Origin of the sequence: Pseudomonas sp. Ost2 (assembly GCF_018326065.1) — a bacterium.
GTDB classification, from domain to species: domain Bacteria; phylum Pseudomonadota; class Gammaproteobacteria; order Pseudomonadales; family Pseudomonadaceae; genus Aquipseudomonas; species Aquipseudomonas gingeri.
Map to the genome: position 1 here is coordinate 5,270,246 of NZ_AP021904.1, position 20,963 is coordinate 5,291,208.

General features: G+C 63.2%; 14 protein-coding genes. 3 read left to right on the forward strand and 11 right to left on the reverse strand.

Annotated elements, in window-relative coordinates; all coding sequences use genetic code 11:
* Positions 1-18: 18 nt before the first annotated feature.
* The 7 genes from KI243_RS23020 to KI243_RS23050 form a co-directional block, all read right to left on the reverse strand.
* Positions 19-807: an iron-containing redox enzyme family protein gene (locus KI243_RS23020; protein ID WP_017129671.1), complete on the reverse strand. Its 789-nt coding sequence runs from the start codon at positions 805-807 to the stop codon at positions 19-21.
* Positions 808-853: 46 nt separating this feature from the next.
* Positions 854-3,313, reverse strand: a complete 2,460-nt coding sequence (locus tag KI243_RS23025) for an EAL domain-containing protein (protein WP_042937167.1) — start codon at positions 3,311-3,313, stop codon at positions 854-856.
* Positions 3,314-3,524: 211 nt separating this feature from the next.
* A complete protein-coding gene (locus tag KI243_RS23030) occupies positions 3,525-5,333 on the reverse strand; it encodes an ABC transporter ATP-binding protein (RefSeq protein WP_212809946.1) in 1,809 nt (602 codons plus the stop codon).
* The gene (locus tag KI243_RS23035) at positions 5,326-5,928 is read right to left on the reverse strand and encodes a DsbA family protein (RefSeq protein ID WP_177086872.1); all 603 of its coding nucleotides are present in this window, start codon (positions 5,926-5,928) and stop codon (positions 5,326-5,328) included. Before KI243_RS23035 ends, KI243_RS23030 begins: the two co-directional genes overlap by 8 nt.
* 36 nt (positions 5,929-5,964) lie before the next feature.
* A complete protein-coding gene (locus KI243_RS23040) occupies positions 5,965-6,903 on the reverse strand; it encodes a rhodanese-related sulfurtransferase (RefSeq protein ID WP_017129675.1) in 939 nt (312 codons plus the stop codon).
* A 101-nt stretch (positions 6,904-7,004) separates the two neighbouring features.
* Positions 7,005-7,301 carry a BolA/IbaG family iron-sulfur metabolism protein gene (locus KI243_RS23045; protein ID WP_017129676.1) on the reverse strand — a complete coding sequence of 99 codons (297 nt, stop codon included), beginning with the start codon at positions 7,299-7,301 and terminating at the stop codon, positions 7,005-7,007.
* 12 nt (positions 7,302-7,313) lie between these two features.
* A complete protein-coding gene (locus KI243_RS23050) occupies positions 7,314-7,832 on the reverse strand; it encodes a DUF2059 domain-containing protein (protein WP_017129677.1) in 519 nt (172 codons plus the stop codon).
* A gap of 194 nt (positions 7,833-8,026) precedes the next feature.
* Between KI243_RS23050 and KI243_RS23055 the strand changes: the two genes are divergently transcribed.
* A complete protein-coding gene (locus KI243_RS23055; protein WP_103032679.1) occupies positions 8,027-9,421 on the forward strand; it encodes a class II fumarate hydratase in 1,395 nt (464 codons plus the stop codon).
* 115 nt (positions 9,422-9,536) lie between these two features.
* On the opposite strand, the gene KI243_RS23060 is transcribed toward KI243_RS23055, so the two are convergent.
* Positions 9,537-10,505: a DMT family transporter gene (locus KI243_RS23060; RefSeq protein WP_017129678.1), complete on the reverse strand. Its 969-nt coding sequence runs from the start codon at positions 10,503-10,505 to the stop codon at positions 9,537-9,539.
* A 213-nt stretch (positions 10,506-10,718) separates the two neighbouring features.
* On the opposite strand from KI243_RS23060, the gene KI243_RS23065 reads away from it, so the two are divergent.
* The gene (locus tag KI243_RS23065) at positions 10,719-10,922 is read left to right on the forward strand and encodes a DUF6316 family protein (RefSeq protein ID WP_017129679.1); all 204 of its coding nucleotides are present in this window, start codon (positions 10,719-10,721) and stop codon (positions 10,920-10,922) included.
* Positions 10,923-11,136: 214 nt separating this feature from the next.
* Here KI243_RS23065 and KI243_RS23070 read toward each other — a convergent pair whose 3' ends face one another.
* A complete protein-coding gene (locus KI243_RS23070; RefSeq protein WP_017129680.1) occupies positions 11,137-12,321 on the reverse strand; it encodes an acetyl-CoA C-acyltransferase in 1,185 nt (394 codons plus the stop codon).
* A 103-nt stretch (positions 12,322-12,424) separates the two neighbouring features.
* Complete coding sequence (pap, locus tag KI243_RS23075) at positions 12,425-13,945, reverse strand: polyphosphate:AMP phosphotransferase (RefSeq protein WP_017129681.1); 1,521 nt, start codon at positions 13,943-13,945, stop codon at positions 12,425-12,427.
* Positions 13,946-14,084: 139 nt separating this feature from the next.
* Here pap and mnmC point away from each other — a divergent pair, with 139 nt between their 5' ends.
* Positions 14,085-16,085, forward strand: a complete 2,001-nt coding sequence (gene mnmC / locus KI243_RS23080) for a bifunctional tRNA (5-methylaminomethyl-2-thiouridine)(34)-methyltransferase MnmD/FAD-dependent 5-carboxymethylaminomethyl-2-thiouridine(34) oxidoreductase MnmC (RefSeq protein WP_103032681.1) — start codon at positions 14,085-14,087, stop codon at positions 16,083-16,085.
* 1 nt (position 16,086) lies between these two features.
* Here mnmC and KI243_RS23085 read toward each other — a convergent pair whose 3' ends face one another.
* The gene (locus tag KI243_RS23085; RefSeq protein WP_244861768.1) at positions 16,087-20,961 is read right to left on the reverse strand and encodes an NEL-type E3 ubiquitin ligase domain-containing protein; all 4,875 of its coding nucleotides are present in this window, start codon (positions 20,959-20,961) and stop codon (positions 16,087-16,089) included.
* Positions 20,962-20,963 lie beyond the last annotated feature (2 nt).

Below are 20,963 nucleotides of genomic sequence, written 5' to 3' on the forward strand. Positions count from 1 at the left end.
CCCCCGCCACCTGTCAACTCAGCCTGCAGCGAGTTCTGCCTGGCGCTCACGGGCGACCGGGACCTTTTCCAGCTGCATGCAACGTTCCAGGAACAGGTACATGTAGTCGTAGCTCTTGCAGACGGCCTGGCGCAGCTCGACCTGCAACGCCTTGCTCGGATTCATGCCCGCCAGGGTGCAGACGATCTCCAGCGCTTCCCACGGATGAGCATCGTCATACTGGGCGTGCATCTTCAGCCATTTCATCGCCCGCTTGCGCTCCTCCTCGGGGAATGCCGCCGCGTAGACGCCAGAGGAGCAGACCACCGCCGACCATTCGCCGGTGGCCCCTTCGATGGCGTAGTTGGTCGCGGCAATCGCCACCACCAGCGAATCCGCCGAGCTGGTATGCCAGCACCAGTGGCTCAAGGCATGCAGTTCAGGGGCGACCTGTTGCGCCTGCAGGTCTTCGAGCGTCACGCCATGGGCTCGACTCCAGTGCACCCAGTAGTCGGCATGGTTCAACTCCACGCGGATATTGCGCATCAGCCAGCGACGCGCCATGTCCTCGCCAGGATGGCGGGCAAAGCGGGTCTTGGTGAGATTCTGGGCCATGTACAACGCAAACTGTTCTACCACCGGCCAGCCGCCAATCAGGTACTGGCGCATGGTTTTCGCGCTCAGCTTGTTGTCGCGCATCCGCTGGTAAAGTTCGTGTTCGACAACCCGGCGCTTGCTCTCGCTACAGTCCCGAATAAGCTGTTGTGCCCATGCGGGGTAGCTGGAGGCTTCCATAAGCGGGCCGGTTCTGCTGAATGTGTCGATCACTGTCGAGCTCCTTTTGAGTGGTGATGTGTGCAGACCTGCAAAGGTTTCAGCGGAACGTGCCAGGCGCCCTGAACAACAAGGGTCGAGGTCGCGCGGGTCGACACAGCAGACTGTCGCACGTGAACAGCTGCGGGCGTTCGATCACATAGCCCTGAGCATAATCGACACCGATCTCCAGCAATGCCTGCTCGATCTGCGGCGTTTCAACAAACTCGGCAATGGTTCGCTTCCCCATGACATGGCCGATGTGATTGATCACTTCGACCATGGCGCGGTTAATCGGGTCGTCCAGCATATCCTTTACGAAACTTCCATCGATCTTCAGGAAGTCTACAGGCAAATGTTTAAGATATGCGAATGAAGACATACCGGCACAAAAGTCATCCAGAGAGAAGTGACAACCCAACCCTTTGAGCTCATTGATAAAACGAATGGCACTCCCGAGGTTGGAAATAGCGCTGGTTTCAGTGATTTCAAAACAGATCAGCCGCGGCGGAATCCCGTGCAGGGCAAATTGCTCGTGGAGGAAGCCGAGGAAGTTCTCGTCGCCGATGGTCGTGCCTGACAGATTGATCGCACACATCGCCATCGGCTCTTCACGCTCCAGGGCAATGCACTGCGCCACCACCTTGAACACGTTCTGCACCACCCAGCGGTCCAGCTGGTTCATCAGACCGTAGCGCTCGGCCGCCGGGATAAAGCTGTCAGGGAGGATCATCCGCCCTGCTTCATCATGCAACCTGAGCAGGATTTCTACATGACCATCTGCATGATCGGTCTGACCCAGCGCGGAAATTTCCTGCGAGTACAGGCAAAAACGATCCTCCTCCAGGGCCATGTGCAGACGCTGGACCCAGGCCATTTCGCCGAAGCGCAGGGACAACTCCGAATCGTCGGCGTGATACACCTGAACCCGGTTGCGACCTTTTTCCTTGGCCATGTAGCACGCCATGTCCGCCGCCCGCAGGGAGGATTCCAGCGTCGCGGGCGTCTGCTGGATATGCACCAGACCGATACTGACCGTGGTGACAAAGGGCCGCCCTTTCCAGACAAAGTGCAGATTCTGCACAGTCTGACGTAATCCTTCCGCGATTTTTTCAGAGACGTCTGAAGGGCAATTCTCCAGCAAAATGCCGAACTCATCACCGCCCAGCCGCGCCAGGGTATCGCCTTCGCGCAGGCCGGATTGCAACAGCGCGCAGATATGCCGGAGCAGTTCGTCACCGGCGGCATGCCCACAGGTGTCGTTGACCAGCTTGAACTGGTCCAGGTCGAGGAACATCAGAGCGTGTCGACCGGGCTGGCGCCCCAGGTTATGCAGCGCCTGCTCCAGGCGGTATTCGAATTCGCGCCGGTTCGCCAGGCCGGTCAAGGCATCGTGGGTGGCCTGCCAGGACAGGTTGGCGATGTATTGCCGCTCCTGGGTCATGTCGTGCAGCACCAGCACCGCACCACTGACCTTCCCCGCATTGCGGATCGGCGCCCCGACCAGGGTCACCGACACGGTACTGCCGTCCAGCCGCTGGATCAGCTTGGAGTGCTCGCTGCCGCCGCCCAACTGCCCGCTGAGAATATGTTCGATCAGGGTAAAACCTTCCTCCTGGGCATTTTCGTCCAGCAGGTTGAACAGTGCCGCCAGAGGTAATCCGTAGGCCTGGGCTGCTTTCCAGTGGGTCAGGTGCTCCGCGGCGGGGTTCATATAGGCAATGGCCCCCTCGACATCGGTGGTGATCACCCCGTCGCCGATGGACTCCAGGGTGATCTGCGCCCGCTCCTTTTCCAGTTGCAGGGCGTCGGCAAAGGCATGGCGCTGGGCCAGCAGCTTGTGCGTGCGCAGCAAAGCCAGGGCGATCAGCCCGAGGGCCGTGGCGAGGTTGGTGATCAGCAGCAGTCGCAGGATCACCCGCGAGCCTTCGCCCAGGGCATCGCTGAAGGCCCTGGCAGCCGGGGTCACCCCGTCGTTGATGGCGAAGATCCGGCCTTTCCAGTGCTGGATGTCGGCAGCGCTTGCCATATTGGCGGAAATCGCCCGGTGCATCTGCTGGGCAACCTCATCCAGTTGCACCAGGTAGCCATCGCCCACCGTCCACTTTTCGATGGCCTGTTCGAGGTAACTGAAATGGCGAAAATTGAGGTACAGCCAGATCAGGCTGGAGACGTCATCCGGGTGATTGCCGCCCTGCAGGATCCCCCGACGCGCCGCTTCCAGGTCGGGTGTCGCGGCATCCAGGGCGATGCGCAGCTCATGCCCGCCCTGGGGCACGGCAATCGCCTGCTGGTACTTGAGGAAAATCGCCTCGTCGCGGCTGTCGGCATACAGGTTGAGGTAGTAGATCGCGTCCTTCTGCCCCTTTGACCAGAGACTCTCGCCAGCCACATAACCCCGCACGGCAGAAAGCACATAGAGGCTGAGACAACCGAGCAATGCCTGAAACAGCACGACGGCGATAAAGGGCCAGACGATGCCCAACAGCCGTGGCGTTCCGAGAGTTTGCTTGCGCTTCATGAGTTCCCTTGCATCAGCACAGCCAGATGGACAGCCGAGAGAATTTCACCCCTGATAGCACAGCCTAGGCTAATTTCAGCAACCTCGAATGGATCGTTGATCGACTCGAAACCACCGCTTCTGGCCAGGTATCCACCGACAACAAGGGAAAAATATTTCTTCCAGTCAATTCAACCACTAAGCACAGAAATTCGCGAAAAACTCAAGAGCGTCAAATTTTCTGCAGGTGCCCGTAAAGCTTGGCGTACAGGCCACCTTCGGCGATCAGCTGTTGATGGTCGCCATCTTCGGCTATCCGGCCGCCATCGAACACCAGCACGCGATCGGCCTGTTTTACCGCCGACAGGCGATGGGCAATGATCAAGGTGGTACGACCGCTGAGAAACCGGCTCAAGGCCTGATGCAGGTTGTATTCGGTGGCGGCGTCCAGTGCCGAGGTCGCCTCGTCGAGAATCACCACCTTGGGTTCGGCCAGTACCATCCGGGCAATCGCCAGGCGCTGGCGCTGCCCGCCGGACAGGCGCACGCCGGAACGCCCGACAATGCTGTCCAGGCCCTGGGGCAGGACCCTGATGGTGCTGTCGAGTTGGGCGATTTCCAGGGCGCGCCAGCAGGCTTCGTCACTGCGTTCGCGGCCCATGGTGAGATTGGCGCGGACCGTGTCGTTGAACAGCGCCGGGTGCTGCAGCACCACTGCGACATGCTCGCGCACGGTCTCCAGGCCGATTTCGGCCTGGGACGAGCCGCCAAACCTGATGGTCCCGGACTGCGGCGTATAGAGACCGAGCAGCAATTGCACCAGGGTGCTCTTGCCACCGCCGCTGGCACCGACGATCGCGACCTTTTCACCCGGCGCGATGGACAGGTCCAGTTGATCGAGAACCGGCTCGTCGCCATAGGCAAAGCTCAGCCCGCGCACTTCGATCCCGACCGTATCCCGCCCGACAAACGGGTCGACGCCACCCGGATACTGCGGCTCGTCGGCACGCGCCAGCAATTCGTTGATCCGCGTCAGCGCGCCGCCTGCCGCGTAGAAGGCGTATTGCAGGTTGAGCAGTTGTTCCACCGGACCGATCATGAACCACAGGTAACTGAACACCGCGAGCATCTGACCGATCGACAGGTCCGAAAACAGCACGGTGAGCATGGCCGCCGCGCGGAAGATATCGATGCCGAACTGGAACAGCAGGCCACTGGCCCGACTCGACGCGTCGCTTTTCCACTGCGAGGCCACGGCATAGTCGCGCACTTCCCGGGCCCGCTGTCCGAGGCGGCCGAGAAAAAAGCCCTGGCGATTGCCGGCGCGGACTTCCTGGATGGCATCGAGGGTTTCCGTCAGTGCCTGGGTGAACCGCGAAGTGCTGTCGTTCTCCAGCTTCTTCAGGTGCTTGACGCGCTTGCCCAGTTGCACCGTGAAGTAGATCACCAGCGGATTGAACAGCAGGATCAGCAGCGCCAGCTTCCAGTGCATCCACACCAGGATGCCGGAGGTGCCGACCAGCATCAGCATCGCCACCAGGAAACGGCTCAGGGTTTCCCCGACAAATTTGTCGAGGGTATCCAGGTCGGTGACCAGGTGCGTGGTCACCGTGCCACTGCCGAGGCTTTCGTACTCACCCAGGGAAATCCGCTTCAGGCGCTCGATCAGGCGGGTGCGGATGCGATAGACGATATCCTTCGCCAGCCCGGCAAACAGCCGGGCCTGGAGGACGTTGAACAACAGCGCGCCACAACGCAGGCACAAGGTGATCAGCAGCATCAGGCCGATATAACCGACCGCGCTCTGCCAACCGCCGGGCAGCAGATGGTTCATCACCTGCAACGCCGCGTCGCCGTGCTTGAGCAGCACCTCGTCCACCAGCAATGGCAGCAACAGCGGGATCGGCACGCTGCACAGGGTCGCCATGACCGCGACGCCATTGGCAATCCACAAGGCCTTTCTGTGCTGCAGTGCCAGGCGCCGGATTTCCGCCCAGCTCAGGCGGTCGGCGGGTTGTCGCGAAGCGTCGGGATCAGGCACAGGCCGCACGCTCCAGCCAGCGGCCGAGCAGCGGTGACAACTCGGAAAGGGGCTGGTAGCCATTGGTCAACAGCGCCAGCTGGCCATTGCGCTCGGCCAGCAGGGTCGGGAAACCGGCGATGCCCAGGTCCTGGACCCAGGTAAAGTCCGCCGCCGTGGCCGCATGCTGCTCGGCCTTGTCGTAGGCCTCGGCAAACTCGATGCGCGGCACGCCGGCCGCCTCGGCCAACTCCACCAGCACACTGGCCTGGGTGACATCCCGTCCTTCAACGTAGAAAGCCCGCTGGATCAGCCCCACCAGCCGCCAGGCGCAGTCCGCCGCCAGGCTTCGTGCGGTGATCACCGCCCGGCACGCCGGCTCGGTGTCGTAGACAAAACCCTCGGGCAAGGCGCCTTCGAAGGTGAAGGGCTGGCCGGTGGCCTCGGTGACCGCCTGCCAGTGCTCGAGGATGTAACGCCGGGTGGTCGGTTCCAGGGCCGTGCCGCTGCCGGTGCGCAAGCCACCCATCACCAGGTGCAACTCGACGCCCGCGGCCTGCGCCTGCTTGACCAGGGCCTCGGCCACCGGGGCAAAGCCCCAGCACCAGGAGCACATCGGATCCATCACATAGAGCAGGCGCGCGGACATGGTTCAGGCCTCGGAAGGTTGGCGATAGTTGTAGCCGATCGGATGGGGTTGATTGCGCGCCTTGGCCAACTCGATCTGCTTCTGCCGGTCGATGGCACTGCGGCGGGTCTTCTCGCTCAGTGTGTTCCAGCAATGCGGACAACTGATGCCGGCCACATAGTGTTCCGACGCACGGTCTTCGACGCTGACAGGCGTACGGCAGGCGTGGCACTGATCGTAGTCGCCTTCGCTCAGGTCATGGCGAACGGTCACGCGGTTATCGAACACGAAGCAGTCGCCACGCCATTGGCTCTGTTCCTGGGGCACTTCCTCGAGGTACTTGAGGATCCCGCCCTTGAGGTGATAGACCTCGTCGAAACCCTGGCCGAGCATATAGCTCGAGGCCTTCTCGCAACGAATGCCGCCGGTGCAGAACATGGCGACCTTCTTGTGCCGGGCCGGGTCGAAGTTGGCCTTGATGTAGTCGGGAAACTCGCGAAAGCTGGTGGTTTTCGGATCGATGGCGCCTTCGAAGGTACCGATCGAGACCTCGTAGTCGTTGCGGGTATCGATCAGCAGCACTTCCGGATCGGCAATCAGGGCGTTCCAGTCCTGCGGATCGACATAGGTACCGACCTGCTTGTTCGGGTCCACGCCTTCGACGCCCAAGGTTACGATTTCCTTCTTCAGCTTGACCTTGGTCCGATAGAACGGCTGGTCGTCGCAGTAGGATTCCTTGTGGTCGATATCCACCATGCGCGGATCTTTCTTCAGCCAGGCCATCAGCCCGTCGATGCCTTCGCGGCTACCGGACACGGTGCCGTTGATGCCTTCCTCGGCGATCAGCAGCGTGCCCTTGATGCCGTTGTCGACCATCGCCTGCAACAGTGGCTCGCGCAGGGCGACGTAATCTTCGAGGGTGACGAACTTGTACAGTGCCGCCACGACGATAGGTTGGGTCATGGGTATTTCTCTCCAGGTGGCTGCCCTCGCAAAGGGCGAACCGGACGCAAAAAAAACGCGCCGACTGAGCGGCGCGTTGCGGATTCTAGCAAAAAGCGAACTTAGTGCCCACCGCCGGCGCAGGTCGGCGAAGCCGGTGCCGAACCGATTTTCACCCACTCTTCAGGGGTGTAGGTATGCAAGGCCAACGCATGGAACTGCCCCATCAGGTCACCCAGGGTGGCGTAGACCTTCTGGTGGCGCTTGACGCTGTTCAACCCGGCAAACTGCTCGCTGACCAGCACCGCCTTGAAGTGGGTCTGCAACCCGCGGCTATGCATGTGGCTTTCATCCAGCACTTGCAGATGCTCGGGGTGCAAGGCGCCCAAGGCGGTTTCGATACGTTGTTGCATGGTCATCGCGGGCTCCGCTTACTTCTTCTTCGCCGGTGCAGCCTTGGCCGGCGCCAGTTCGTTGGTCATGTCTTCCAGCAGCTTGTTGACCACGGGCACCGCGCTTTCCAGCTTGGCCTGGGTCATCTGGGCCGATTGCTGGGTCAGCTGCGGCATTTTTTCCAGGACTTTCTTGCCCAGTGGCGACTGGTAGAACGCGACCAGGTCCTTGAGTTCGGATTCGCTGAAATTGTCGGTGTAGAGCTTGACCATGTCAGGCTTGAGCTTGTTCCAGCCGATGGCCTGGTCCAGGGCGGCATTGGCCTTGGCCTGGTAGGTATCGAGCAGCGGCTTTTTCGAGTCCGGCGCCTGGGTCTGGGCGAAGCGCTGGGCGAACATCTGCTGCACTTGCGAGTAGACCGGGGTTCCGAGCTTGTCGGCATGGGCCAGCGTCAGGAAAGCTTCGGCACTGGCGTTGTGGCTGGCGGTATCGGCGAAAACCTGGCCGCTGGCGCATACCAGAGCAACCGCGGTACAGATGGCACGAAGACGGGTCATCGAGTTTCCTTTAACTAACAGGCGAGGTAAAACCCCAAGGGCGACCATTCTGCGCCTAACAAAGTGTGTCACTCAACCCCGGCACCGTTTGTGACACTCCCGAGGCGGGCCCCAGGTGGTAAAAACCGACGCAAGGAACCTACCAGGCCGATCAGGGCCTAAACTGCGCTATCAGACCTTGAGGAGTGTGCCCCATGAGCCGTATCGAAACCGACAGCCTTGGCCAGGTGAATGTCCCGGAAGACGCCTACTGGGGCGCCCAGACCCAGCGTTCACTGATCAATTTCGCCATCGGCGACGAAAAGATGCCGCTGGCGGTGATGCATGCCCTGGCCCTGATCAAGAAGGCCGCGGCCCGGGTCAACGACCGCAATGGCGACCTGCCCGCCGATGTCGCCCGGCTGATCGAACAGGCCGCCGACGAAGTGCTGGCCGGCGAACATGACAGCCAGTTCCCCCTGGCGGTCTGGCAGACCGGCAGTGGCACCCAGAGCAACATGAACGCCAACGAGGTCATCGCCGGACGCGCCAACGAACTGGCCGGCAAGGGCCGTGGCGGCAAGTCGCCAGTACACCCGAACGATCACGTCAATCGCTCGCAAAGCTCCAACGACTGTTTCCCCACTGCCATGCATATCGCCGCGGTCCAGGCGGTGCACCGGCAACTGCTGCCGGCGATAGCCGAGCTGTCCGGTGGCCTGGCGGAACTGGCCGCGCGCCATATGAAGCTGGTCAAGACCGGGCGCACCCACATGATGGATGCCACGCCGATCACTTTCGGCCAGGAAGTCTCCGCCTACATCGCGCAACTCGACTATGCCGAGCGGGCCATCCGCGCGACATTGCCGGCGGTTTGCGAACTGGCCCAGGGCGGGACGGCGGTCGGCACCGGGCTCAACGCGCCCCACGGTTTTTCCGAAGCGATCGCCGCCGAACTGGCGGCCCTGGCCGGCCTGCCGTTCGTCAGCGCACCGAACAAATTCGCCGCCCTGGCCGGCCATGAACCCCTCACCAGCCTGTCCGGCGCCCTGAAGACCCTGGCCGTGGCCCTGATGAAGATCGCCAACGACCTGCGTCTGCTGGGCTCCGGCCCCCGTGCAGGGTTCGCCGAGGTCAGGTTGCCGGCCAATGAGCCGGGTAGCTCGATCATGCCCGGCAAGGTCAACCCGACCCAGTGTGAAGCCCTGTCGATGCTGGCCTGCCAGGTCATGGGCAACGATGTGACCATCGGGTTTGCCGCCAGCCAGGGCCACCTGCAATTGAACGTGTACAAGCCGGTGATCATCCACAACCTGCTGCAATCGATCCGCCTGCTGGCAGATGGCTGCAGCAACTTCCAGGCCCATTGCATCGCCGGCCTGGAACCGGACCCGGTGCAGATGGCCGCGCACCTGGAACGAGGACTGATGCTGGTCACCGCGCTGAACCCGCATATCGGCTACGACAAGGCGGCGGAAATCGCCAAGAAGGCCTACGGCGAGAACCTTACCCTGCGCGAAGCGGCGCTGGAGCTGGGCTATCTCACCGACGAAGAGTTCGACGCCTGGGTACGTCCGGAAAACATGCTGGAATCGGGCAAGAACGGCTGATACCCGTCCGCTTGTCGTTGCAGGAGCCGGCTTGCTGGCGATAGCGCCGGGGCAGTCGATAAAGATGTCGGCTCGTTATCGCCAGCAAGCCGGCTCCTACAGGCCGCATCACGAGCTACAAGGTGGGCTGCCCCGCCAACCGCGCTCGCCGGGCCTTGAGCCCGGCAATCAGCGAAGGGCCGAGCGCCACCAGCGCGGAACCGACCACCACCAGTACCGCCCCGCCATACCCCAGGCCGTTGATCTCTTCGGCATGCACATATTCCGGCCAGATCCACGCTGCCAGCGCCACCGAACCGAAAGTCACCAGCGGCGTGATAGCCAGGGTCGCACTGACCCGTGATGCCTCCCAATGCGCCAGCGCCTCGGCAAACGCGCCATAGGCCACCAGCGTATTCAGGCAGCACCCCAGCAGCAGCCAGCCCTGCAACGGGCTCAACTGCAAGGCCTCGGCGGGATGCGCCCAGGGGGTCAGCAGCAAGGCACAGAACAGGTAGATCACCATCATCACCTGCAACGAATTCCAGACCGTCAGCAACTGCTTCTGGCTCAGGGCGTAAAAGGTCCAGACCGTCGAGGCCAGCAGCACCAGCAACACACCGGCGGTGTAGTTTCCGAGGGAGGTCAGCAACTCGCTCAAGCGCTGGTTGAAGAACAACCCGAAGCCGACCAGCAGCACCAGCAGCCCGATGCCCTGGCCCAGGCTGAAGCGTTCCTTGAACACGAACAGACTGGCGATCAGCAGGAAGATCGGCCCCATCTGCACCACCAGTTGCGCGGTGCCCGGACTCAGCAGGTTCAGGCCCATCAGGTACAACACATAGTTGCCGGTGAGGCCGAACACCGCCAGCAGCACCAGCCAGCCACCCCGCGGGCCCAGCGCGCGCCAGCTCGGCAGGCGGCGCGTGGCCGCCAGGTAGAAGAACAGGAAACCGCCGGAGACGACCAGCCGGCACCAGGTCACGCTCACCGGGTCCATCACCAGCAGGACCTGCTTGAGCTTGATGGGCAGGATGCCCCAGAGCACGGCGGTCAACAGGGCGAGGAACATCCCATAGCCCCAGCGGCCGGATGAAATATGCATGGACAGTCCTGTGGGCCGAGGGATTCAAGCCGCCATTCTAAGCGGCTCACGATCCGCTCCACAGCCGCCAGGGCAGACAAAAGCGACATTGATCGACGCCTGAGCGCCGCCAGTAAATTGGCTTCAACCGTTGATCGGACGATCAGGCGACGTATCTCTATAAGTTTTATGCTGGTTTTCTGACAGCCACCTTCTATCCACGGAATTTTCTCCATGTTCGGCAAACGCGCCCAGGACAGCACCGAGGCCACGCGCTTTCGTAGCGACCGTGTCACTGCAATCAATGGCCTGTATTTTTTCAGCACCCGGGAGAACACCCTGGAAGGACCGTTTTTCACCCGCGACGATGCCCAGCGGGGAACCCGGCTCTATATACAGCGGATGCAACTGGCAAAGGATATCCAGGCTGGTCTCTGACAAAAGTACAGCCGCCTTGTGGCAGAAGTGCGGGCTTGTGTGGGCAGCCAGCTTTTGTGGGGGCCGGCTTGTGTGGGAGCGAGCTTGCCCGCGAAGGCGTCCTCAGGAGCCCCAAAAGCTTCGCGGGCAAGCCCGCTCCCACATGAACAGAGCTCCCCTACAGACAGCATTCCCCTCCAGGCAGCACTCCCCTAAAGACTACCTACACCTGTCATCAGCGCACCGCTTCAAACAACCCCGTCGCGCCCATCCCGCCACCCACGCACATGGTCACGATGCCATAGCGCAGGTTGCGCCGTTGCAGCTCGCGCACCAGATGCCCGACCTGGCGTGAACCGGTCATGCCGAATGGATGGCCGATGGAAATCGAACCGCCGTTGACGTTGTACCTGGCATTGTCGATCTCCAGCCGGTCGCGGCTGTACAGGCATTGCGAGGCAAAGGCTTCATTGAGCTCCCACAGGTCGATGTCCGCCACCGTCAAGCCCTTGGCCTTGAGCAGCTTCGGCACCGAGAACACCGGGCCGATGCCCATCTCGTCCGGCTCGCAACCGGCCACGGTGAAACCACGGAAAAACGCCTTGGGTTTCAGCCCCAGTTGCAGTGCCCTCTCCAGGCTCATGACCAGGGTCATCGACGCGCCATCGGACAACTGCGACGAGTTCCCCGCCGTCACCGAACCGTCTTCGGCAAATACCGGCTTGAGTCCGGCCAGGCTGTCGAGGGTGGTGTCCGGGCGATTGCAATCATCCCGGTCGACCACGCCTTGCAGGCGCTGGATCTGCCCGCTGGCCTTGTCCTCGACCGCGTAGGTTACCGTCATCGGCACGATTTCATCGTCGAACAGGCCCGCGGCCTGGGCGGCGGCGGTGCGCTGCTGGCTTTGCAGGGCATACAGGTCCTGCTGCTCGCGACTGACGTCATAACGCCGGGCGACCACCTCCGCCGTCTGCCCCATGGGGAAGTAGATACCCGGAACCTGCTCCTTGAGCAGCGGGTTGATCAGGTTCTCGGTATTGACGCTTTTCATCGTCAGGCTGATGGACTCGACACCACCGGCGACGATGATATCGCTGCACCCGGAGGCGATCTGGTTGGCGGCAATGGCAATCGCCTGCAGGCCCGAGGAACAGAAGCGGTTGAGGGTCATGCCCGCCGTGCCGGTGCCCAGTTGCGACAGCACCGCGACGTTGCGCCCGATGTTGTAGCCCTGGGCGCCTTCGTTGGAGCCGGCACCGACAATGCAATCCTCGACGCTGGCCGGATCGATGCCGTTGCGCACCAGCAGGGCGTTGACACAATGGGCGGCCATGTCGTCGGGCCGGGTCTGGTTGAACTTGCCGCGGAACGACTTGGCCAGGCCAGTACGCACGCTATCGACGATCACCACTTCACGCATGGGAACACCTCATTGTCATTGTCGGTCCAGGAGAGCACGAGCATAAGCTCGCCCAATCCGGGACTGCGACAATCATTCACTGGGCGTATGCGTCATCATCGTCTTATTTCGACTTCTTGCCCTTCTTGTCGTGTTTGTCGGACTTGGCGAAGGCCTCTTCGATCGCCTGGTTGACCGTGCGCAGGACCTTGACCCGGGCCCAGCGCTTGTCGTTGGCCTCCACCAGGGTCCAGGGCGAGATCTCGGTGCTGGTGCGGTCGACCATGTCGCCCACCGCCGCGCGGTAGAGGTCCCATTTCTCGCGGTTGCGCCAGTCGTCCTCGGTGATCTTGAAGCGCTTGAACGGAATCTCTTCACGCTGCTGGAAACGTTCCAGCTGGGTCTGCTTGTCGATGGCCAGCCAGAACTTCACTACGATCACCCCGGCGTCGCTCAACTGTTCCTCGAAATCGTTGATCTCGCCGTAGGCACGCAACCAGTCGCTGACGCTACAGAAGCCCTCCACCCGCTCCACCAGCACCCGGCCGTACCAGGATCGGTCGAACACGGTGAACTTGCCCCGCGCCGGGATCTGCCGCCAGAAGCGCCACAGATAAGGCTGGGCCCGCTCGTCTTCACTGGGCGCGGCAATCGGCACGATGCTGTACTGGCGCGGATCGAGGGCCGCGGCCAGGCGGCGGATCGCCCCACCCTTGCCCGCCGCGTCATTGCCTTCGAACACCGCGACCAGTGCGTGCTTGCGCATGCGCTTGTCACGCATCAGGCCCGACAGTCGCGCCTGCTCGGTGATCAGTTGTTCCTCGTAGTCGGCCTTCTCCAGGCTCAGGGTCATGTCCAGGCTGTCGAGCAGGCTCATCTGGTCGACGCCCGCCGGCAGCGGCGCGCTATTGGTCGGCCGCGACTCGACCTGGGAAGCCTTCAACGCCGCCTGCAGGCCCTCGAGGAGGATTTTCCCCACCGTCAGGCTGCGGTAGTGCGGGTCGACGCCTTCGATCACATGCCACGGGGCATAATCGCGGCTGGTCCGGCGCAGCACCCGCTCGCCGAAATGCACGAAGGTGTCGTAGGTTTCCGACTGCTGCCAGTCCAGCGGGCTGATGCGCCAGCTGTGCAGCGGGTCATCCTGCAAGGCCTTGAGCCGGGCCTTCATCTGCTTCTTGGACAGATGGAACCAGAACTTGAAGATCAGCGCGCCTTCGTCGCAGAGCATCTTCTCCAGGCGCTCGGCCCCGGCAATCGCCTGGTCGAGTACCGCATCCTTGAACAGGCCGTGTACCCGTCCCTGCAGCATCTGGCTGTACCAGTTGCCGAAAAACACCCCCATCCGCCCCTTGGCCGGCAACATCCGCCAGTAGCGCCAGGCCGGCGGGTGGGCCAGTTCTTCATCGGTCTGCTGGTCGAAGGTGCGGACCTCGATCAGCCGCGGGTCCATCCATTCATTGAGCAACTTGACGGTTTCGCCCTTGCCGGCCCCTTCGATGCCGTTGATCAGGACGATCACCGGGAAACGCTTCTGCTGTTGCAATTCGAACTGCACTTCGAGCAGGGCCTCGCGCAGGGCGGGCACCTCGGCGTCGAAGGTGTCTTTGTCGATGGCGTGACCGATTTCAGCGGATTCGAACATGGAGGGCTCCTTCCAGAATTGAGCAAGATTAGCGGATCAGACCGCACCGTGGGCCGCTAAGTCCCTGGCATTTGCCCTGGATCAATCCGGTGCCGGCCAATCGGCTAGAATGGCCGACTGTTTGTTCACGAGTTCCACCATGAGCCGCGTACCGCCCCACGCCCAGATCGACTGGGACGACCAGGGATTGCCCCACTCCCGGGTGTTCGACGATGTGTATTTTTCCGATGCCTCGGGCCTGGAAGAAACCCGCTATGTCTTTATCGAACAGAATCGCCTGAAGGAACGCTTCGAAGCCCTGGAGCCGAACGGGCGGCTGGTGATCGGCGAGACGGGGTTCGGTACCGGACTGAATTTTCTCTGCGCCTGGCAACTCTTCGAACAATGCGCGGTGCCCGGTGCGCGCCTGCATTTCGTCAGCGTCGAGAAGTACCCGCTGAGCCATGCCGACCTGCAACGGGCCCTGGCCCTCTGGCCCGAACTGGCGGCGTTTGCCACCCCGCTGCTCAAGCAATACGTGGCGATCCACCCGGGCTTCCAGCGCCTGCTGCTGGATAACGGACGGGTCACCCTGACCCTGCTGATCGGCGATGTGCTGGAGCAACTGCCGCAACTGGATGCCCAGGTCGATGCCTGGTTCCTCGACGGTTTCGCCCCGGCGAAAAACCCCGAGATGTGGACCGCCGGGCTGTTCGCCGAACTGGCGCGCCTGGCAGCCCCCGGCTCGACCATCAGCACCTTTACCAGCACCGGCTGGGTCCGCCGCTCGCTGAACGCGGCCGGTTTCAAGATGAAGCGCACGCCGGGCATCGGCCACAAATGGGAAATCCTGCGGGGCGAGTTCGTCGGCTGGCCGCCGGAGGTGCCGGCGCCGCTGCCGGCCAAACCCTGGTTTGCCCGCCCCGCCCCCCGGATCGGCGAACGCCGGGCCCTGGTGATCGGCGGCGGCCTGGCCGGTTGTGCCAGCGCCGCGAGCCTGGCTGCCCGTGGCTGGCAGGTCTGCCTGCTGGAACGCCACGAGGCCCTGGCCCGGGAAGCCTCGGGCAACCCCCAGGGTGTGCTGTACCTCAAGCTGTCGGCCCATGGCACCGCGCTGTCGCAGCTGATTCTCAGTGGTTTCGGGCACACCCGGCGCCTGCTCGAACAGTTGCACAGAGGCGTCGACTGGGACGGCTGCGGCGTGCTGCAACTGGCCTTCGACGAGAAGGAAGCCGAGCGCCAGGCGCAACTGGCCGCCGCCTTCAGCACCGAGTTGCTGCAGGTGCTGGATCGCGAGCAGGCCGAAGCCCGGGCCGGCGTGACGCTTGAACACGGCGGGCTGTTCTTCCCCGAGGGCGGCTGGGTCCACCCGCCGGCCCTGTGTGATTGGCAGGCCGCACAACCGAACATCGAGGTCCGTCCCCACAGCGATGCCGTCGAACTGCGCAAGGTCGACGGCCAGTGGCAGGCCTGGGACGCCGATGCCCTGCTGGCCAGCGCCCCGGTGCTGGTCCTCGCCGGGGCCGCCGAAGTGACGCGTTTCGCCGCCGCCGCGGCCTTGCCGCTCAAGCGCATTCGCGGGCAGATCACCCGCCTGGCCCAGACCGCCGACAGTGCCGCCCTGAGCACGGTGGTCTGCGCCGAAGGCTATGTCGCGCCGGCACGCCTCGGCGAACACACCCTCGGTGCCAGCTTCGATTTCAAGAACGCTGACCTGGCCCCGACCACGGCGGAGCACATCGGCAACCTGGCGCTGTTGCAGGACATCTCCGCCGATCTGGCGACACGCCTGAACGCCGTCGGACAGGACCCGGAGCAGTTGCAAGGGCGTGCCGCCTTTCGCTGCACCAGCGCCGACTATCTGCCCATCGTCGGTCCGCTGGCCGACCCGGCAGCGTTCGCCGAGGCCTACGGCATCCTGGCCAAGGATGCGCGGCAGATACCGCAGGTGCCCTGCCCCTGGCTCGAAGGGCTGTACATCAACAGCGGCCATGGTTCCCGTGGCCTGATCACCGCACCGCTGTCGGGCGAGTTGCTGGCCGCCTGGCTGGAGAACGAACCACTGCCACTGCCCCGCAGCGTCGCCGAGGCCTGCCATCCGAACCGCTTCGCCTGGCGGGCGCTGGTCCGCGGCCAGCCCCCGCGCAAGGCCGACGCCTGAATCAGTCACCCGGCAACGGCGCGGGCTGCTGGTTCAGCTCGTGCTGGGTCAGCCCCTCGAGAAACACCCGTTCCTCGGCCATGCGGGTTTCCATCAACGCCGACAGGCGCCGGGAGTAACTGTCACTGAGCATCTCCGGCGACTGCTGCAACAGCAGCTCCTCCTGTTCATGAAACGGCCTGTTGAACCGTGAGAAATCACGCGGGTATTTCTTCCTCAGGAAGTCGATCCAGAAGTCGCGCGAAGCGATAAAGGTTTTCATCGCCGGTTTTATCTCGGCCTGTCGGATCCGATTGCGCGCTGCAAGGATCTGTTCTTCGGTGACATTGGCAATCTTCCTGAAGAGTATTTCCCGTGGCTGTCCGGGCAAATACAGCGAACGTCCCAGCCCGACCCGGTACGCCAGGTTCACCTCGATCTCGTCGACCGACTCGGACGAAGGCACTTCGGGACGATCGACCAGGTCGCGCACATGCTCGCGGGCAATGGCATCGATCTGCTCCAGGCGAAACAGGCCACGCGCCAGCCTGAGCAGCTCGGTCGGATCATCGCTGCCACTCGCCAGGCTCCGCGCCCGGTTCAACAACACCCGAACTTCCAGGTCGCTGAAATTCTTCGCCGCGCTGTCAACGCAGGTCATGGGGTTGGCCGCGAGGTCGAACAGTTCGCCGCGCAACTGGCTGTCCCGGGCCGCGGCCTCGAGCACCTTCCAGACCCGTCGTGTCAGGTCCGTGCGGGTCTTCATGTATTCCGCGCTCCCTCCCAGTCGGCCCAACAATACGAAAAACTCGTCGGCCCCCTCTTCCAGTCGTAGCTCTTGCCACAACTCCTGCAAGGCAGTCCGTCGTTCACCCTCGATACCGAACAGCCAACGCTGGCGCGCGGCGTATTCGTCCAGTGGCAGTTCTGTCTCCGGGATGCCAAAGGTGACGCCGGTACGCAATCGGTAATCGGCCAAAGTGCTCTGGGCGGCAGACTCCAGGGGATTGTTACGCAGGATGATGCGCCGGGTGATCGGTGAAGGCGCCAGGTAGAGTTCACTGGGCAAGGCCTGGATCTGGTTGCCGCGCAGATCGGCCTCGGAGAGGGACGTGCGCGTCAGCAGCCCCGACGGCAGGTGGTCGATGCCCGTCCCGCGCACGAACAGGCGGCGCAGGTGCGGCATCTGGCTGACGTCCAGCAGGCCGATGTCGAAGTTGCCGTTCATGTTCAGCACCTCGAGATGCCGCAAGTGCGACAGCACGCGGACCGAGTGACGGGTCAGCGCGATCCGGTTGTCCTGCAGGTTCAGCACCCGCAGCTCGGTCATGTCGGCAATCGCGCTCGGCAGGAACTCCAGCTGATTGTTGTTCAGCTCCAGTTTGCGCAGCTTGGTAAACCGCTCGAGAAAGCCTGGGGGAATGGTCTTCAGTCGCATGTTCTGCAAGGACAGTTCGGTGACGTGCTCGAAGCTGACGCCCTTGGGCAGACCCGGCAAGGTGGCGACGCGCAGGCCCGCCAGGCTCAGGCTATGACCGATGGCCACGCCATTCTCGTCATAGGTCCGTGGGGTTTGCCGACGCCAGCAGCGCTTGATGATTTGCGCGGCCTGCTGGCGGCTTTCGGCCAGTCCGCCCAGCCAGAGGTGCTGCCCGTACATCCAGGGCGATGCTCCACGCCAGGTGCGCAGCGTCGAACGCAGCAGGGCGGATTCTTCCTCCAATGCCCGCAACCTGCGCCGGGCGTCGATCGGGTCTTCGCCCAGGGACAACAGGAAATTGCGCGCTTCCGGTTCGCACAGATCAGGGTACAACCGGGTCACTCGCCGCAACACGCGCTGCGAGCCCTGCACGCCGCCGCGCCTGACGCGCAGGCAACCCGCGCCCTCGCCCTCGCGCCATGCCGGCAAGCGCTGGTCCGGTCTTCGCGGGGCAAAGCCGAGCGTTTCTTCCAGCACCGGTCGCGGACGCTCCAGGACCTTGGACATCAGCAGTTTGTGCAACGGGCCCGCCTCGTCCAGCTTGAGACCCATGGCGCCCCGCTCGCTCAAGGTCAGGGCGCTCAACAACGCCCCGCTCAGGGCATGCGGCCCCCTGGTCTGCGGCCCCAGGGTCAGGCCTTCGCCATCGAATGCCCGATACCCGTCGAGGCTCCTGACCAGGACCCGGCGCCTGGGCAGGTCGACCTTGCCCATTTCGATCAGCAAGGGGCCGTCGGACCTGCCCTGGCGGATTTCCAGTCGCAGATCCCCCGGCCATCCCCCTAAAATGCCGATCATCGGCACCTGCAATCGCGCCGTGTCCAGATTGCTCGTCCCTTGCAGGAAGCCGGCGTCCAGCGCCTGGTTGAGACGTACCTCGCGCAGGCTGTCGCTCGCCGCCTCGATCAGTCGTAGCTGCGGACTCTGGCCGCTGGCCAGGCGCTCCCTCGCGACATCGTCGGTCTGCGCGAGGATTTCCCGCAGGACACCGTCCGGCAGGTCGGGAAAACGTTGCTTCAGGCGCAAGGGCAAATCCTTGCCATTGAGGTAATGGAGCTTGTAGAGGCGCCGGAACACCGCCGCCCGATGATCACGCACATGCGCGCCCAGGATCGGGGCCAGCAGGCTGGCCTCGTCACCGGGCGGCACGCCAGGCCCGAGCAATGCACGCCGTTGCTCCTGAGCCAGGTTGCGCAGGACCACCGCCAGCCCCTCGGCCTCGATTTCCCTGGCCGATAACACCATCGTTGTCGGCTTGGCCGTCAGGTCCGCGCCATACTCGCGCAGCGGTCGACGCAATCCATCCAGCAACATGAGGGTGTGGTTCTCGGGCCAGCCCTTGAGGCTGGGCAGCACCTGCAACTGCAGTTCGAGCAGGCGCGCGGCGGCCGATGCCGGAGCCTCGGCGGGGGTGATCAGCCAACTCAATTCGTGGTCCAACCTGAAGCGCTGGATCGAATCGAGCAAGGATGCCGGGATTGCCGAGAGGTTCATATGGAGTCGACGCAACTGTGATTCGTCCAACTGATGAATCGCCAGGATCTGCTCGATATCTTCATCGCTCAGCCAACGCAGCGCCGGGCCCAGGCGACGAAACAGATGGACCGGGTCATGCCAGCGCCAGGGCCACTCGTGGGCCAGGCGCCAGGCGCCGCCGCCGTTGTGCTCCAGCAACGGCGAATAGGCCGATTCACGAGCGGGATGACGCAGGCGCCAGGCTCCGGCGTCCTCATCGTGATAGGCGCGGTAAGGCTCGCCGGCGATTTCCAGGTAACGATGGCCTTCACCGGCTTCGCCCCTGTCGCCATGGAAACCCTGCTCATCCGGCACCCGTGTCGCCAGCCAGGGTGCCTCATGACGGTAGGCACGCAGGTCAGGCTGCCACAGGCGATAACGCCCGTCGCCCGACTTGACGGGTATCAGGTCGTCGAAGAAATCCGAGTAGCGCCGCAGCAGGCCCTTGACCGCCTTGCCGCCCCAGTGCACGGCGGTGCCCAGGGCAACCATGGTGGCAATGTCCTCGGCCACCGACATCATGTGCGAAATGGCCTCGTCACGCTCACCGCGCCGCCAGTCCTCATACCCTTCATAGGTTTCGGCCAGCAGTTGCCCGACCGCCACCCCCATCATCAGCAAGCCCAGCCAGGGATTGGCGAACGCGGCCAGGTTCAGCAGCGTCATCCCCAGTCCCAGCAGGGACTGGTTTCTGGCGGTACGGGCATCCTGATCGACATCCTCGGTCGGCACCGCCACGGTCCGCGCATCCGCCTGCAGGCGCAGGATCTGTTGCTGGTAGAGGGAGAAAAACAGCTCGCGGCTCAAGGGTTGCGCTTTCAACTGCAGATCGGCCCGGGTATTCAGGGACGTCGTGCCCTGGTCGAGGGCACGCCCGCTCCCGATGGTCAGGCGCTTGCGCAATGTCGAGAGAAAGGCCGGCAGCTCGCGCTGGCTGACAAAGCCGCAGAAGAACCGTTCATAGGCGGGTTGCCAGAGACGACGGCGCAGTTCCGCCTCGAAGTCCTCAAGCGAGGCATAGAGCTTGAAGGGGCTGAGCGGGTCATTGGGAATATGCACCAGGACCCGCTTCTCCATGCCGCCGGGCTCGATCCGAGGCATATCCACCAGGGTGAACAGGCAGATGCCGGACAAGGTGACGCCCAGCAACCTCAACTCATTGGCGATCATCCTGGAGCCATCCGCGCCCACGGCAACATTCAACTCGATCAACCGGCAGACCTGCTGGTGAGCCAGAGCGTCGATGTCTTTCTTCAGGTAGGCGATACAGGCATCGACCAGCATATCGGCCTTTTTCTGTTGGCCGATGGCGAACTCGATCCGGAACTCATCGTTATCGGGTTGCTGCCCGGTGTTCTTCGGCAGATGAAAGACCTCGCACAGATGCTGCTGGTACAACTTGCCCAGATCCAGGCTGCGGACCAGATCGATAAATGAAGGGACGGCGATCTTCGGCCGCGGATTCGCCCCGGGGCCGAGCTGGATATGCGATTGCGGCGGCAGCTGTTCATCCGGCCCGAAGTTCTGCAGCGCAGCCACCAGCAGGCTGCTGCTGGAATAGGTCATCGGCAGGCTGTAGCCCGGACCGATCGGCGGTGGCAGCGGCGGCCAGCGATCGGCGATGGCCAGTTGATCCTGGTGAATATCCAGGCCCGGCCCGAAACGCTCGCGCAGGGCCGCCTCCAGCAAGGGTTCGGAAAAATCCCGGACGGATTTCAGGTCCTTGAGCCAGGTAGAAATCTCTTCCTTGAAGAACTGGCTCCTGCGCATGTACTCGCGCAATTGCGCGATATCCTCGGCGCGGGCCGCCAACAGCCAGGGGGGCGCGTTGGCCCTGATCACCTCTTCGTTATCGCTGTGCTCGTCCAGGTCGGACGGTGCAAGACTGACAATCGCTGACATTT

Bases quoted from the DNA above. Each gene is read 5' to 3' on its own strand.
- KI243_RS23040 (WP_017129675.1), bottom strand. From the start codon at position 6,903: ATGACCCAACCTATCGTCGTGGCGGCACTGTACAAGTTCGTCACCCTC.
- mnmC (WP_103032681.1), top strand. From the start codon at position 14,085: ATGAGCCGCGTACCGCCCCACGCCCAGATCGACTGGGACGACCAGGGA.
- KI243_RS23035 (WP_177086872.1), bottom strand. From the start codon at position 5,928: ATGTGCTCCTGGTGCTGGGGCTTTGCCCCGGTGGCCGAGGCCCTGGTC.
- KI243_RS23025 (WP_042937167.1), bottom strand. From the start codon at position 3,313: ATGAAGCGCAAGCAAACTCTCGGAACGCCACGGCTGTTGGGCATCGTC.
- KI243_RS23070 (WP_017129680.1), bottom strand. From the start codon at position 12,321: ATGCGTGAAGTGGTGATCGTCGATAGCGTGCGTACTGGCCTGGCCAAG.
- KI243_RS23045 (WP_017129676.1), bottom strand. From the start codon at position 7,301: ATGACCATGCAACAACGTATCGAAACCGCCTTGGGCGCCTTGCACCCC.
- KI243_RS23055 (WP_103032679.1), top strand. From the start codon at position 8,027: ATGAGCCGTATCGAAACCGACAGCCTTGGCCAGGTGAATGTCCCGGAA.
- KI243_RS23065 (WP_017129679.1), top strand. From the start codon at position 10,719: ATGTTCGGCAAACGCGCCCAGGACAGCACCGAGGCCACGCGCTTTCGT.
- KI243_RS23085 (WP_244861768.1), bottom strand. From the start codon at position 20,961: ATGTCAGCGATTGTCAGTCTTGCACCGTCCGACCTGGACGAGCACAGC.
- KI243_RS23060 (WP_017129678.1), bottom strand. From the start codon at position 10,505: ATGCATATTTCATCCGGCCGCTGGGGCTATGGGATGTTCCTCGCCCTG.
- KI243_RS23050 (WP_017129677.1), bottom strand. From the start codon at position 7,832: ATGACCCGTCTTCGTGCCATCTGTACCGCGGTTGCTCTGGTATGCGCC.
- pap (WP_017129681.1), bottom strand. From the start codon at position 13,945: ATGTTCGAATCCGCTGAAATCGGTCACGCCATCGACAAAGACACCTTC.